Below are 13967 nucleotides of genomic sequence, written 5' to 3' on the forward strand. Positions count from 1 at the left end.
CTCAGGAACGCCGGGCGCCGGACGAGATCGCCGCCGCCTCGCGGGAACGCTGGCGCTGCTGGCGCCGTTCCTCGCTGAAGAAGGGATAGAACACGGTGATGAACAGCACGAACAGGAACGCGTACTGCACGATCGATCCGGACGACCCGTAGATCGCCCACAGGCAGTACACGACCGTCAGGCTGGTCAGGGTCCAGAACGCCCCGGTATGCACCAGCGTGTGCGAGCGCTCCACCACGAAGTAGCAGGCCACGCAGGAATAGATGTAGGGCAGCAGGGTCAGCACCACCGCCGCCGAAGTGATCACGTCGAACTGTGCCGACGCGGTCTCCGAGGTGGAGGTGACCAGCACCGCCAGCGTCATCAGCACCGCGACGATCAGCACGCCCTTCACCGGCACGTCGTCCTTGTTGGTCTTGCTGAAGATGCTCGGGAACAGGCCGTCATCGGACGCTGCCTTGGCACTCTGCGCGGTCAGCAGGATCCAGCCGCCCAGCGAACCGGCGGCACCGATGAAGGCACACAGGCTGACCAGCGCCCCGCCCCAGCCGCCGACGGCCTTGGCCGCAGCCAGCGCGAACGGCGCATCGGACACCTGCAGCTCGCCATTGGGCACCATGCCCATGATCACCGACGAACTGGCGATGTAGGCGATGGCCGCCAGGAATACGCCAGCCAGGGTGGCACGGGCCACGTTCTTTTCCGGGTTCTCGACGACGCCGGCCGTCACCGAGGCCGACTCGACGCCGATGAAGGCCCACAGGGTCAGTGCCGCAGCACTGGAGATCGCACCGAAGTTCGACTCGCCGGACACGTTGTAGGCGCCCTTGAAGATGTCGGCATCGAAGAAGAACCAGCCGAAGATGGCGATCCCCAGGATCGGCACCAGTGCGAAACTGGTGGTGACCGTCTGCACCCGGCTGACGAAGGCCGGGCCGATCATGTTGGCAAAACTCAGTGCCCACACCAGGACCAGCACCGCGATGCAGCGCACCAGCGGCTCGGACAGGATCGGGAAGAAGTAGCTGAAATAGCCGACTGCGGCAATCGGGATGGCGACATTGCCGATCCAGTTGGCGAACCAGTAGATGGTGTTGGTCTGAAAGCCCATGTACGGGCCGAACCAGTCGCGGGCATAGGCATAGGGGCCGCCAGCCTTGGGCGCCAGCTTGCCGAGCTTGGCGAACACGAAGGCCAGCAGCAGCGCGCCGGCGGTGGTGATCAGCCAGCCCCAGATCGAGGCGGTGCCGATCTTGGCCAGGCTGGACGGCAACAGGAACACCCCCGAGCCCATCATGTTGCCCGCGACAAGGAAGGTGGCTCCGACCACCCCGATTTTCTTTGCTTCTGCCATGACACTCTCCTGGACTGGCATGAGCCCGGCAGGCCGGGCGTGGGGACGGGTTGCGCTGGCGTGCAGCCGCTGGCGCCTATTTGATGAAGTTGTATTGCAGGCTGCCCTGCACCCGGACCGTGTCGCCGCGCGCACCGCCCTGTTGCTGCAGGCGGCCGTACAGCAGCTCCATGCCCATCGTCCACGAGGGCGCCGGGCTCCAGATCAGGTTGAACACGCCGTAGCGGCTGTTGCGGAAGGCATCGGCGGGAAGCGCCGCATTGCGCTCCAGGGTCAGCTGGCCGTAGATCAGGTTCGAACGCCACAGATCGGACCAGTAGTGGGTGTAGCCAACAAAGCCACCCTGCAGATCGAGGGCATCCAGGCGGCCATCGGCCGCCACCACGGCGTCCAGGCCTGAACCGGTCAGGTCGGCGGTGTAGCGGCTCAGGCCACGGCCACCGAGCACGCCGAACAGCAGCAGGTCACGCTCGCCGATCGAGGCCGAGCCACTGAGCTGCGCGCCGCCGGCGAAAACGCGGTCGCGCTGGGCATCACCGTCGTAGGCCAGATTGCGCGCCACCAGGCCCAGCTGCAGGTGCCCCCAATCGCGTTCCATGCGTGCGGTCACGCTCACGTCCGGCACCCGGTTGACCGCCGCCAGGGCGTCGCTGGCACCGGCCAGTTCGGTATCGGGGTCTTCGGCCGCCAGGGTCAGCGTGTTGCCCTTGCCCAGCGCGAAGCTGTGGTGGATGCCGGCCACCAGCAGATAGCCGGCACCGCCGGGGCCGGCGAAGTCCAGCGTGTCCGGCAGGCTGTCCGCGTCCATGAAGCTGGAATACCCATAGCCGGCGTAGGTGTTGCCGAGCTGGCCATACGCGTGGCGCAGGCGGAACTGATAGCCGTCGCTGCTGCCGAAGAAGTCATTCTCCAGATAGAAGCGCAGGTTGCCATGCGTGGTCGGGCGCCGCGCCTCGAAACTGAAACGGGTCTGTTTGGCGTGCAGATTGAAATTGGAGACATCCCGGTGCTCGCCGCCCACCGGGATGGATGAGGGAATGAACTGGTCCTCGTCGCCGGCGCCGCGCGAATCGGCGATGGCATCCAGCTTGGCGTAGCCGCCGATGCGGATGACGGTATCGGTGCCGGGAATGGCGAAGAATCCCTTCAGGTCGGGATCGGTCGGCCCGGCGGCGCTGTCCGGTCGCGAGGCCGCCGTCGACGGATCGGCCACCGAGTCACGCTGCGGCAGCACCGGCGGCGCCACGCCCGGCACCTGGGTGGGGTGCAGACTGCTGGACGACCCCATCGCGGTCGTCGACGCGGCGGCGGCGGCCGGTGCGGCGGCACGTTCCCCGCGCGCCTCCAGCTGGTCAAGACGCTGCTGAAGGTGCTGCAGCGTCTGCCGCATCGCGTCGATCTCGCGGCGCAAGGCCTGCGCATCGTCCTGCGCATGTGCCGGCGCCGCGGCCATCGCGGTCACACAGGCCAGACTCAGTACCGCCAAGCGCATTGCATCCTCCCTGGACTGACATGGGCACCACACGGCCTGGCCGCGCGCGTGCGCCGTCCCAGCCTCATGGTGCCGTTGCTGGACATGCGGGTACTGCAGTGATGGCGATCACCCACCTGCACATGGCAGGCAACCGGACCACGGCGCCATTCCCTACGACTCAGGGTCATACCCACCGAAGCAGCGCTGCCGAAGGGGTGGCGACCGCAGCGCTCTGGGTAACAATCGCGGGGTGAGAGTGTCGTGAATGGCATTGCATCCCTGCCCGGTTGCGGGCGTGGCCGATGCGATGTCCTTGGCGCAGTGACGCTGTATTCCATGCGTCAAGGCTAGTTCGACTGTCGTTTTTGACCTTGATTGGGATCAAGGCGCATTGCTTGATGTCAGTCACGATTCAGACGTGACAGCGACCCAGAGGTGCGCAGCACAGCGAGGCCTCTGCGGGGCAGAACGCAGCGGGCCCGCATGTCGCCATGCGGGCCCGCTGGAATCTGAAGTCACCGCCAGGGCGGAGCGGCTCAGCGCGGTCCGAGCACCGTCTGCAGGTCATTGCCCTGCGGCATCCCGGCGCGGCGCTGCACCTTGCCCTGCGCATCCTGGAACAGGATGCCCGGCGTTCCCTGGAAGCCCATTTCGACCATCAGCACCTGGTTGGCATCCAGCTTCGCCGCCAGCTCGCGGCTGATGTTCGGCAACGGCTTGATGCCGCCGCGCTCGAACTGGTGTTCGTTCTCCAGCAGCGCCGCGCTCGGATCGCGTGCAGCCAGGATCGCGGCCGCCTTGGCCGGGCTGTCTTCACGGATGACACCGACCACCACATGGCGCAGCTGCACCTTCCCGGCATCGACCCAGGGCCGTGCCGCTTCCCAGAACTTGTGGCAGTAAGGGCAGTTGGCATCACTGAAGGTGTAAACCACGCGCGGTGCGTCGGCCTTGCCGTCACGGACCCATGCACTGGCCTCCAGCTTGCTCCACATCCTGGCCGACATCGGTGCGGCCACCAGCTTCTCCAGCGTTTCCGCCGCCACCTCGTTGCCCTCGGCATCGAACAGGCTGCCCACCAGCACGTGCTTGCCATCCGCGGTGACGTAGGCTGCCGCCGGTTGCTGGCCGCCGACCATGCCGGCAAAGCCACGCAGGCCGCCCGGTGCGTCGAACTCGGCAACGGCCTCGAAGCCATGCTTCTCGATGCCCTTCAGGACGGCCGGCTGATCGCCCTTGTTGGCTGCCGCGGGGGTTGCGGCGGCTGCAGGCGCAGCCTTGCCCGGCGGGGTCTGTGCCTGGCTGCAGGCGGCCAGGGCCATCAGCGCCGGCAGCAGCAGCATGTGCGCGGTGCGCGGGGAAATCGACAACATGGAAACTCCGTAGTGAGATGCCAGCGCAGGCTACCGCAGCCGGCGCAGTTTGTGTTCAAGGCCAGCCTGGGTCAGCTCGCCCAGGTGCAGTTCCTGCAGCCGCCCCTGTGGATCGAAGAACAGCGTGGACGGGAAGGCCTGGACACCCAGTGTGGTCGACGCGCTTGCCGGTTCATCCAGCAGCACGTTGCCCAGCACCAGGCGTTCATTTGCAAGAAAGGTCTGGACCTCTTCCAGGGTCTCGCCCTGGTTGAGGAAAACGAACTGGACGTCCGCATGCGCCTGCTGTGCGGTTGCCAGCACCGGCATTTCCCTCCGGCACGGTCCGCACCAGCTGGCCCACAGATTCAACACCAGCGGTTTGCCACGGAAACGCTGGAGATCGACCGCCTGGCCCTGCAGGTCGGCCACCTGCAGCGTCGGCAACGGCATCTGCCGGGCCTGCCAGCTGGCCAGGCCGTAGCTGCCCAGTCCCCACAGCAGCACCCCGGCCAACGCGCTGCCCAGTACCGGCAACCGCAGCGGGCGGTGGCCGCGCAGCCGCCACAGACCCCACGCGAGTGCAGCAATCACCACGACCACAACGTGATAGCCGCCATCGGCAATCTGCAGCACACCCCACGGCGCATCGCGGTAAAGCGCGAAATGGGTCGCAATGAAAGACAGCCGGCCACACAGCAGGCCGATCAGCAGCATGTCCAGCACCAGGGAAGACGCGGACGGACGGCCCGGCTCCGCTTTCCCACGTCCCCCGATACGCGCCGCAGCCATCGCCAGCAACAGGCAGATCAGGATCAACACAACCGGCATCGGTACCGGACCCACACTCGACATCCACTCACCCACTTCTTCCCGTCAGGGTTGCATCGTCGAAGCGCCGTGCCCGCAATGCAAGCACGGCGTCCCGGCCGCGTTCATCAAGCGGCGTTTCGACCCAGCTGCGTGGCCGGCGCGGCATGCAGGCCACGCAGGCTGCCCGCCACGGCAGGCATCAAGGGACGTTCACGGCGCTTGCTGCTGACGTGACGGCGGTAATTGGCCGGCGTCATGCCGACAATCCGCAGGAACAGGCGGCGGAACGCGCTCTGGTCCGCGTACCCTACGCCCCAGGCAACCTCATCGATGCTGGCACCCTGCTGCAGCAGGGTCTGCGCCTTGGCCACCCGCAGCCGCTGGCAGTATTCGATGGGCCGCAGCCCGGTGGCCTTCAGGAAGCGCCGCTGCAGCGTCCTCGGCTCCAGACCGGAGATTTCACAGATCCCGCCGAGCGTGGCCCCGCGCGCTGCCGTGGTGTGCAGCCAGCGCTGGGCTTTCAGCACATCGCGATCGCCGTGGGCGAAATTGGCACTGAAACGTTCCAGATCCTGCTGGATGGTGACCGGGACCACGATACCCAGTTGCTGTGCCACCGTGCTGGCCACACCCTGGCCATGCAGCCGGTACAGCAGGCGCAGACCGAGGAAGCGCCAGGCCTGCACGCCGCCGACGGTAAGCAGATCGCCATCATCGACCAGGGCCCGCTCGCTCGGCGTCCAGCTGCCGGCCTGCACCTGCAGGCCAGGGTGACGGCTGAGCTCGGGACCCGACACGGTGCGACCGGCCAACAGGCCGGCACGTGCCAGCACACTGACCCCGTCGCCTGCGGCCGCGAGCAGACTGCCGCCGTCGTAATGCGCCCGCAGCCAGTCCAGCAGTACCTCCTCGGTGCGCAGCGATGCACCGGGACTGACCTGTCCCGGCAGCGCGATCACCGCGGGAATGGCGGCATCGAGCATTTCGGCGCCGGCGATACGATGTACACCGGTGTTGCTGGCCGGCAGGATCCAGCGCGTGACCAGCACCCGCTTGAAGGGGCGCCGCTGCTGCTGGGCCAGCCGGTTGGCCACGTGAGCCATCTCGGCCAGGACCGATGCCGCCGACGGGTCGCCCCCGGGATATTCGACCACCGCGACCTCGACGAATCCTTCGTTGCTGATTCCCTCCACAGTCCCACCTCCTCATTCGGTTCAGGCCGTCGCGCGGCCGGTTCAGGCGCAGGGTAGGAACTGCTTCGCCGCCGGGGCTATGAAGAAAGTTGCAAAGTGTGCTGAATACGCAGACGTGCCCCAGTCTTGACTCTTGACCAGACTCCAGGGATCACAATGCGGTCCAGGCCCCCAGGAGTCCGTCGTGAACATTGGACAGTTGGCCCGCCAGGCAGGCGTGCCCATCGACACCGTCCGCTACTACGAGCGCCAGCGCCTGCTGCCAAGGGCCGCGCGCTCGGCGGGTGGCTACCGCATCTTCGGTGAACAAGACCTGCGCCGCCTGCGCTTCATCCGCCGCGCCAAGAGCCTGGGTTTCAGTCTCGATGAGATCAGCGAACTGCTCGCGCTCAGCGACCACCCGCCACAGGACATGGGCAGCGTGCGCGAGACGGCACGCCTCCGCCTGCAGGACATCGAACTGCGGATGTCGGAACTGCAGCGCATGCAGGCCGCGCTCTCGCAGCTGGTGGATGCCTGCCCCGGGCACGGCGCCCTCGAGCAGTGCCCGATCCTGGCCGCACTCACGGCTGACGCGCCCTGAGCGACGCTGCGGCTGCGCGATCGGCGTGCAGAAAAGTGCAACAAAGCGCTTGCCAACCCCTGGGGGCACAGCTATTATTTCGCTCCTCAGCGACGTGGGGCCATAGCTCAGCTGGGAGAGCGCCTGCATGGCATGCAGGAGGTCAGCGGTTCGATCCCGCTTGGCTCCACCATACTTTCGGCATTAGGCCGTCGAAAGGTCGCAAAGAACATTGATGAGATCTGCGTCCCCATCGTCTAGAGGCCTAGGACATCACCCTTTCACGGTGGCGACCGGGGTTCGAATCCCCGTGGGGACGCCACTCATCATGAACAACGAGGACCCGGCCGATAACCGGGTCTTTTTTGTTCACCGCCACCTGCGTTCCAGGTGTGGCGTTGCGGTTCTCCCCGCCTTCATGGCCGGGCAGGACGACAACGAAAAAAGCTGAAAAAAAAGCTTCCACAAATGTGAACAGGCAGGTATGATAGGCGGCTCGGTAACACGGGGCCATAGCTCAGCTGGGAGAGCGCCTGCATGGCATGCAGGAGGTCAGCGGTTCGATCCCGCTTGGCTCCACCACTTTCGACATTAGGCCGTCGAAAGTTCTACAACTTGAAGTTTTCGTGCGTCCCCATCGTCTAGAGGCCTAGGACATCACCCTTTCACGGTGGCGACCGGGGTTCGAATCCCCGTGGGGACGCCAGTTTCAAACGGACTCTGCTCCCGGCAGATATCCGATGTTTCATGGGGCCATAGCTCAGCTGGGAGAGCGCCTGCATGGCATGCAGGAGGTCAGCGGTTCGATCCCGCTTGGCTCCACCACTTCGACATTAGGCCGTCGAAGGATCTACAACTTGAAGTTTTCGTGCGTCCCCATCGTCTAGAGGCCTAGGACATCACCCTTTCACGGTGGCGACCGGGGTTCGAATCCCCGTGGGGACGCCAATTCTTGAAACCCCGGCTTCGGCCGGGGTTTTTCTTTGCCTGCACGCGCGCGGGTGTTCAGAACCGCCGATACATCCCGATCGACGCCGGAGCGGTCGGCGCGAAGCCGAACTGCGCGTACAGCCGATGTGCCTCGCCGTCGGCCAGCAGACTCACGTACGCCGAGGGCGGCAGATTGCCCTGCATCCAGACGCTCAGCCGCTGCATCACCTGCTTGCCCAGGCCCTGCCCCTGCAACCGCGGCAGCACGGCGATATCGCAGACCTGCAGATGGCAGCCACCATCGCCGATGATCCGGCCCATCGCCACCAGCTCGCTGCCCTGGTAGGCGCAGACACCGAACACGGTATTGGGCAACGCGCGCGTCGCAGCCTCATGGGTCTTGGCGCTGAGGCCTGCCAGCGCGCGCAGCTGGCAGTAGTCTTCCACCGTGGGTACCGCCTCGCGGAACTGGATCGTCGCCGGATCACTCATGCAGCATCTCCCTGAAGGTCGGGCTATCCTGCCGCATCTACGCCGCAGTTGCTGCGACCCACGCACCGGTTGCCCATCGATGTGCTACTCCGCCCTGATCCGTGCCGACTACGCCAAACTGGTCCGTGAGTTCGGCGCGGTGCTGTCCCTGCAGGATTTCGCCGAACTGTACGCCCACGATCCCGGCAAGAAGCGGCCGAAGACGCCGAAGGCCATGGACGATGGCTTTGCCGGCGCGCGCACCGAACTGGGCCGCGACATCGTGGCGAAGATCCAGCAATGGCACGCGCAGGAACGGCTGGCACTGCAGGCCGAACTGGCCCGCCAGGTGGAGCGGCGCGATATCGCCAGCGCCACCCTGGCCACCCGCCCCACACAGAAGGCGCGCAACGACCTGCGCATTGCCGGCAACCGGATCGAACGCGCCCAGGCACGGCTGGACGATCTGCACCGCGAGCAGCTGCTGCCCCGCGACAACCGCATTTTCCCCGGGACCTACGCGCCGGTGATGGTCAGCGAGAACGGGCAGCGGGTGATCCGGCCGATGCGCTACCAGTGCCGCCTGCCGGACGCACCGGCCCGCAACGATGTGCTCTATCCAGGCACCTACAACGCACGCCGCGACAGCCTGGAAGGCTATTGGCGCGGGGCGTTCGGGCTGCACCATGGCGTGGTGGTGGTGCGCGCCTTCTACGAGCATGTACCGCGCCACGCCAGTGCCGGGCGCACGTTGGAGCCCGGGGAAAAGGCGCAGGACAGGGTGCTGGAGTTCCGTCCCGATCCGCCGCGCGACCTGCTGCTGGCCTGCCTGTGGGCCGAATGGGAGGGCCCCGAAGGACACCTGCTCTCGTTTGCGACCATCACCGACACACCGCCGGCCGATGTCGCCGCCGCCGGGCATGACCGCGGCGTGCTGCCGATCCGCGCCGAGCATCTGGATGCATGGCTGAACCCGGACCCGGACAACCTGGCGGCGCAGTACGCCATCCTCGACGATCGCGAGGATATCCGCTACGTCCATGAAGAGGCCGCCTGAGTCGCGCTGGCCCTGGCTGGCCTGCCGCCATGACGCGATCGCAGCGCGCCGGGCCCGGCCCCGGATCAGGTCACATCGGCCCTGGAACGACCGACCGCGCGAACCAGCGCCCTGCTCAGGTCCGCGGACAGGTACGGCTTGACCAGCAGCACGCCCGACTGCATCGCCAGCGGCAACTGATCGGCGGTCATGCCCGTGGCCAGCACGAACGGCACCTTGCGCGCACCGAGCGCCGCCGCAACCGGCTCGCTGGTTTCATTGCGGGCCAAGCGATAGTCCAGCAGGGCAACGTCCGGCGTCGTCTGTTCGAGCAGGCGCAGCGCCTCGGCGACCGACGCCGCCAGCCCCACGACCCGGGCACCGGAGTGCACCAGCTGCATCTGCAGCAGCGCCGCGCTCATCTCGTCGTTTTCAACTACCAGCACCCGCAGGTCCTGCAACGCTGACATCGGCTTTCGCTCCCGCGCCTGTTAAGCCCTTCCAGTATAGCCAGCGCCAGGCTGATACCGACAGCGCCCCTACCCGCCGCAGGCAGCCTGGGCCTCTATCAACGCCGTGCAGCGTCGGGTACACTAGCCCGCTGCTGCCGGTGTGGCGGAATGGTATACGCAGCTGACTCAAAATCAGCCGGGGGCAACCCCATGAAGGTTCGAGTCCTTTCACCGGCACCATCGATCAAGGCCAGGTCCCCGACCTGGCCTTTGTCGTTTTCACGCTGGCCTTGGCGCAACCGATGCCATCGCCACTGGCCAGCCCGGCCGGCGCGCGTTCCCCGGGCTGCTACACCACCCGCAACGCCGGCGCGTGACTGCCGGAGCCGTGCCCTGCCCCGGCCCCGGCCTGCACGCGGAATCCGGCGACGGTCCGCAGCAGCTCCGAGGACTGTTCCTCCATGCTGCGGGCCGCGGCCGACGCTTCCTCCACCAGCGCGGCATTCTGCTGCGTCCCCTGGTCGATCAGGTCCACGGCCTGGTTCATCTGCTGGATGTCATCGCTCTGCTGCTGGGCCGCGGTGCTGATCTCGGTCACCAGGTCGCTGACGCGGCGCACATCGACCACGATCTCGTCCATGGTCCGGCCAGCGCTTTCGACCTGCGCGGTACCCGCCCCGACATTGGCCACCGACGCGTCGATCAGCTGCTTGATTTCCTTGGCCGCGCCGGCCGAGCGCTGCGACAGTTCGCGGATCTCGGTGGCGACCACGGCAAAGCCACGCCCGTGCTCACCGGCGCGTGCGGCTTCCACCGCCGCGTTCAACGCCAGGATGTTGGTCTGGAAGGCGATGCCATCGATCACGCCGATGATGTCGACGATGCGCCGCGAGGAGGCATTGATCACCGCCATCGTGGCGACCACTTCGTGCACCACCTGGCCACCGCGCGCGGCCACCTCGGCAGCTCCCCCCGCCAGTTGACTGGCCTGGCGCGCATTGGTCGCGGTGCGCTGCACGGTCTCGGCCAGCCCCTTCATCGACACGGCGGTCTCTTCCAGTGAAGCGGCCTGCTGCTCGGTACGCTGCGACAGGTCGCTGTTGCCCTGGGCAATCTCGGTCGCTCCCACCGCAATCGTGTCGGCGGCGAACTTGATCTGGCCGATGATGCCGGCCATCGCTTCGACCAGTGCGTTGACCCCGCCACACAGCTCGGCGATCGGCCCGCTCTTGTCGGTCATCGCGATGCGGTGGGTCAGGTCGCCCTCCTTCGCCGCCGCCACCACTTCGCGGGTCTGCGCCACCGCCTGCTGCATGGCCTGGCTTGCATGCACCTGTGCGGTGATGTCGGTGGCGTACTTGACCACCTTGAACGGCCGTCCATTGGCGTCCAGGATCGGGTTGTACGAGGCCTGGATCCACACCTCGCGGCCCGCTTTGCCCAGCCGCCGATACTGGCCGGCGTCGTACTCGCCGCGGCCAAGCTTTTCCCAGAACTGCCGATACCCCGCACTGCTCCGGTACTCGGGCTCCACGAACAGCGAATGATGCTGACCACGCACCTCGTCCAGCGTGTACCCGGTGACGGCGAGGAAGTTGGCATTGGCGGCGAGGATGCGCCCGTCCATGCTGAATTCGATCACCGCCTGCGACTTGTCGATGGCAGCCAGCTGGCCGGCCGACTCCGCAGCCTGCTGCCTCTGCGCGGTGATGTCGGTGGCGAACTTGACGACCTTGTAGGGCCGTCCCTGCGGGTCCAGCACCGGGTTGTAGGACGCCTGGATCCAGATCTCGCGGCCGCCCTTGCCGAACCGGCGGTACTGCCCGGCATCGAATTCACCCCGGCCCAGCCGCGCCCAGAACTCGCGGTAGTCGGCGCTGCGCGCCTGCTCGGGATCGACGAACAGCGAATGGTGCTTGCCCTGGATCTCATCCAGGCGATATCCCAGCGCCTGCAGGAAATTGTCGTTGGCCTGCAGGATGGTGCCATCCAGGGCGAATTCGATGACCGCCTGCACGCGGTGCAGGGCGGCGACCTGCGCCTCCAGCTCGGCATGGCGGCGGGTGTCGGCGGCCAGCGCCACCGCACTGCGCGGCGAGCCCAGCGCGCCCAGCAGCGCGCGCCAGGGCGACCAACGGGTGAGCACGTCGGCCGGCGCCTGTGCGCCTGCCGTGAAGCCGGGAATAAGCATCGTCTGATCCTCGGTGTCCGGTAGTGGTTGCGACCCGACGGGCGGGATGCCCGGCGGCAACATCAATTGCCTGGACGTACAGACGCCCGGGGGCGGCGTCACTCGAGCGACTGGCAGGAAGCATTGAGGCAGCTGCGATCGTCATCCAACAGCGGCGGAGCACACAGCACGGGCCGCCCATCGGGGGCAGCCTCGAGGTCCGTCGGTGGTGCGGGTGCGGATCCTGATCAGCTATCGGCCTGCCTGGCGCCACCTTTAGCGCGGCGCCTCATCGGCGCCAGCGCCAACCCCGGCGGCCCGGTCCGGGTTGCCTGGCCGGGATGCAACAGGCACGCGGAAGGTTGCAATGACCAACGGGACATCCGTCGGCGCTCCCGGCGCTGCAGCATCCGACGCTGCAGCACAACCCCAACCCCAGGAGGCAGCATGCTTCGTCGCGCGGGCACCATCCTCATCCTCGGCCTGTTCAGCGCTGCGGCGCTGGCCAGTGACAGCGGATTCCGGCCCAGTTTCCAGCCTGACCAGTTGAAGGGCCCGCCCGCCGGCCGCGCCAACGAGGTGCTGGTGCTGGGAACGATGCATCTGTCGGGGCTGCCGGACACCTTCCAGCCAGCGCTGCTGGAACCCCTGCTGCAACGCCTGGCACGCTGGCGTCCTGAAGCGATCGCCACCGAGGACGTGTCCGGCGTGCAGTGCGACTTCATGCGCCGTCATCCGGCGCGCTATGCCGACAGCATTGCCTCGTACTGCTTCAACACCGATGCGGCCCGCGCAGCGACCGGCCTGGACGTCGCCGCCGCCAGCGTCGAAATGGAACGGTTGCTGGCCACCTGGCCGGCAGCGCCCACGGCCGCGCAGCGGCGCCATCTGGCGGCGGTGTTCCTCGCGGCCGGCGAGCGCGGCTCGGCGCAGGTGCAATGGCTGCGCCTGCCCGCCGATGCCCGCATCGCCGGTGACGGCCTGGATGAGGCACTGGTCGGCATCCTCGACAAGGGCCTGACCCGTCGCAATGAAACCACCCTGCTGGCCGCAGTGCTCGCCGCCCGCCTGGGCCTGGAACGGCTGTGGTCCGTCGACGACCACACCGCCGATTCACCTACCCCTGCGGAGGATGAGCAGGCGATCGCCGCCGTGATGAAGAAGGCCTGGGACAACCCCCATGCGAACGCGCGCCGGCACACGGACGAACAGCTGCTCGCCAGGCTCGGCGAGCCGGATGGGCTGATGGCCCTGTATCGGGACTACAACCGCCCGGACGTCGGGCTGCAGTCCTACCGGGCGGACTTCGGCGCAGCGCTGGTCGAGCCTTCGCAGAAGGCCTTCGGCCGCAACTACGTTGCCTACTGGGAAACCCGCAACCTGCGCATGGTTGCCAACATCCGCGACGTGCTGGGGCTGCGTCCGGGCACGCGCCTGCTTGCCATCGTCGGCGCTTCGCACAAGGGCTACTACGAGGCCTACCTCAACCAGATGCACGACGTGCAGCTGGTGGATGCCGAACAGGTACTGCGCTGACGCCGCTACCATGTGCGTTTCCGCAGCAGGGACCGTCATGCTCAAGGTGATCGCCGAGGACTTCATCCATCCTGACGCCGTGGACGCGGTGATGCCGCTGTACCGCGAGCTGGTGGCGCAGACCCGTCGCGAGCCGTTGTGCATCGCCTACGATCTGTTCGTCGACCAGAAGGATCCCGGCCACTTCATCTTCATCGAACACTGGCCGGACCGTGCGGCGCTGGATGCGCACTGTGCCACCGAGCACTTCCGTCGTCTGGTGCCGCTGATCGATGCACACCAGCGCAGGCCCGGCACGTTCCTGCTGATGGACCCGGCCGCGCTTTAGCGGCGCGGTGGCGATCTTGGCGGGTGCGGTCGGTGCTCCCGGGTGGCCTGCCGCCCGGCGCGCCACCGCATCACGCTGATGGCAACGATGCCGCCCAGCGTGGCCAGCAGCATCACCGTCACGCCCCACTGCAGCACCGGCAGCAGCGACTGCGCCTGCTGATCGGTACGCAGCTGCTCCCATCGCAGCCAGCCGCAGGCGGCCAGGCACCAGCCCACCGCAGCCGGCGCATAGGCGCGAATGGCTTCCGCATTCCAGTAGGTCATCGCATTCTCCTGTAGTGGGCACGGCCGCAG

The 13967-nt window shown here is 67.1% G+C and carries 14 protein-coding genes and 7 tRNA genes; 12 read left to right on the forward strand and 9 right to left on the reverse strand.

Annotated features, from left to right (window positions below; all coding sequences use genetic code 11):
- Position 1 precedes the first annotated feature (1 nt).
- The 5 genes from adiC to Q5Z10_RS13080 all read right to left on the reverse strand — a co-directional run bounded on the left by adiC (position 2) and on the right by Q5Z10_RS13080 (position 6186).
- Positions 2–1354 carry an arginine/agmatine antiporter gene (gene adiC / locus Q5Z10_RS13060; protein ID WP_303635860.1) on the reverse strand — a complete coding sequence of 451 codons (1353 nt, stop codon included), beginning with the start codon at positions 1352–1354 and terminating at the stop codon, positions 2–4.
- Between the two features lie 76 nt (positions 1355–1430).
- Positions 1431–2846 (reverse strand): DcaP family trimeric outer membrane transporter, encoded by a 1416-nt coding sequence (locus Q5Z10_RS13065; RefSeq protein ID WP_303635861.1) that lies wholly within the window; start codon positions 2844–2846, stop codon positions 1431–1433.
- A gap of 518 nt (positions 2847–3364) precedes the next feature.
- Positions 3365–4201 carry a thiol:disulfide interchange protein DsbG gene (gene dsbG / locus Q5Z10_RS13070; RefSeq protein ID WP_303635862.1) on the reverse strand — a complete coding sequence of 279 codons (837 nt, stop codon included), beginning with the start codon at positions 4199–4201 and terminating at the stop codon, positions 3365–3367.
- Between the two features lie 30 nt (positions 4202–4231).
- Entirely contained in the window at positions 4232–5035 is an 804-nt protein-coding gene (locus Q5Z10_RS13075) for a TlpA family protein disulfide reductase (protein WP_303635863.1), read from the reverse strand.
- Between the two features lie 83 nt (positions 5036–5118).
- Entirely contained in the window at positions 5119–6186 is a 1068-nt protein-coding gene (locus Q5Z10_RS13080; protein WP_303635864.1) for a GlxA family transcriptional regulator, read from the reverse strand.
- Positions 6187–6370: 184 nt separating this feature from the next.
- Between Q5Z10_RS13080 and Q5Z10_RS13085 the strand changes: the two genes are divergently transcribed.
- The 8 genes from Q5Z10_RS13085 (at position 6371) to Q5Z10_RS13120 (ending at position 7696) form a co-directional block, all read left to right on the forward strand.
- Positions 6371–6769, forward strand: coding sequence for a MerR family transcriptional regulator (locus Q5Z10_RS13085; protein WP_303635865.1), 399 nt, complete (start codon positions 6371–6373; stop codon positions 6767–6769).
- Positions 6770–6865: 96 nt separating this feature from the next.
- Positions 6866–6941 (forward strand) — tRNA-Ala (locus tag Q5Z10_RS13090).
- A gap of 53 nt (positions 6942–6994) precedes the next feature.
- A tRNA-Glu gene (locus Q5Z10_RS13095) sits at positions 6995–7070 on the forward strand.
- A 6-nt stretch (positions 7071–7076) separates the two neighbouring features.
- Positions 7077–7199, forward strand: coding sequence for a hypothetical protein (locus tag Q5Z10_RS13100; protein WP_303635866.1), 123 nt, complete (start codon positions 7077–7079; stop codon positions 7197–7199).
- A gap of 55 nt (positions 7200–7254) precedes the next feature.
- Positions 7255–7330, forward strand: a tRNA-Ala gene (locus tag Q5Z10_RS13105).
- A 48-nt stretch (positions 7331–7378) separates the two neighbouring features.
- Positions 7379–7454 (forward strand) — tRNA-Glu (locus Q5Z10_RS13110).
- 43 nt (positions 7455–7497) lie between these two features.
- Positions 7498–7573: transfer RNA gene (locus Q5Z10_RS13115), tRNA-Ala, on the forward strand.
- 47 nt (positions 7574–7620) lie between these two features.
- Positions 7621–7696: transfer RNA gene (locus tag Q5Z10_RS13120), tRNA-Glu, on the forward strand.
- Positions 7697–7753: 57 nt separating this feature from the next.
- Here the strand turns inward: Q5Z10_RS13120 and Q5Z10_RS13125 are convergent.
- On the reverse strand, positions 7754–8170 hold the full coding sequence (locus Q5Z10_RS13125; protein WP_303635867.1) for a GNAT family N-acetyltransferase: 417 nt from the start codon (positions 8168–8170) through the stop codon (positions 7754–7756).
- A gap of 79 nt (positions 8171–8249) precedes the next feature.
- Between Q5Z10_RS13125 and Q5Z10_RS13130 the strand changes: the two genes are divergently transcribed.
- Complete coding sequence (locus Q5Z10_RS13130; RefSeq protein ID WP_303635868.1) at positions 8250–9206, forward strand: SOS response-associated peptidase family protein; 957 nt, start codon at positions 8250–8252, stop codon at positions 9204–9206.
- Positions 9207–9271: 65 nt separating this feature from the next.
- Here Q5Z10_RS13130 and Q5Z10_RS13135 read toward each other — a convergent pair whose 3' ends face one another.
- Positions 9272–9655: a response regulator gene (locus Q5Z10_RS13135; RefSeq protein WP_303635869.1), complete on the reverse strand. Its 384-nt coding sequence runs from the start codon at positions 9653–9655 to the stop codon at positions 9272–9274.
- Positions 9656–9791: 136 nt separating this feature from the next.
- Here Q5Z10_RS13135 and Q5Z10_RS13140 point away from each other — a divergent pair.
- A tRNA-Leu gene (locus Q5Z10_RS13140) sits at positions 9792–9877 on the forward strand.
- 109 nt (positions 9878–9986) lie between these two features.
- On the opposite strand, the gene Q5Z10_RS13145 is transcribed toward Q5Z10_RS13140, so the two are convergent.
- Entirely contained in the window at positions 9987–11828 is a 1842-nt protein-coding gene (locus tag Q5Z10_RS13145; protein WP_303635870.1) for a methyl-accepting chemotaxis protein, read from the reverse strand.
- A gap of 426 nt (positions 11829–12254) precedes the next feature.
- Between Q5Z10_RS13145 and Q5Z10_RS13150 the strand changes: the two genes are divergently transcribed.
- Positions 12255–13343: a DUF5694 domain-containing protein gene (locus Q5Z10_RS13150; RefSeq protein ID WP_303635871.1), complete on the forward strand. Its 1089-nt coding sequence runs from the start codon at positions 12255–12257 to the stop codon at positions 13341–13343.
- 37 nt (positions 13344–13380) lie between these two features.
- A complete protein-coding gene (locus Q5Z10_RS13155; protein WP_303635872.1) occupies positions 13381–13671 on the forward strand; it encodes a putative quinol monooxygenase in 291 nt (96 codons plus the stop codon).
- Here the strand turns inward: Q5Z10_RS13155 and Q5Z10_RS13160 are convergent.
- Positions 13668–13937, reverse strand: coding sequence for a hypothetical protein (locus Q5Z10_RS13160; RefSeq protein WP_303635873.1), 270 nt, complete (start codon positions 13935–13937; stop codon positions 13668–13670). The genes Q5Z10_RS13155 and Q5Z10_RS13160 overlap by 4 nt on opposite strands.
- Positions 13938–13967: the final 30 nt, after the last annotated feature.

Origin of the sequence: Stenotrophomonas sp. 704A1, assembly GCF_030549525.1 — a bacterium.
In the GTDB taxonomy this organism is placed as follows: Bacteria; Pseudomonadota; Gammaproteobacteria; order Xanthomonadales; family Xanthomonadaceae; genus Stenotrophomonas; species Stenotrophomonas tuberculopleuritidis.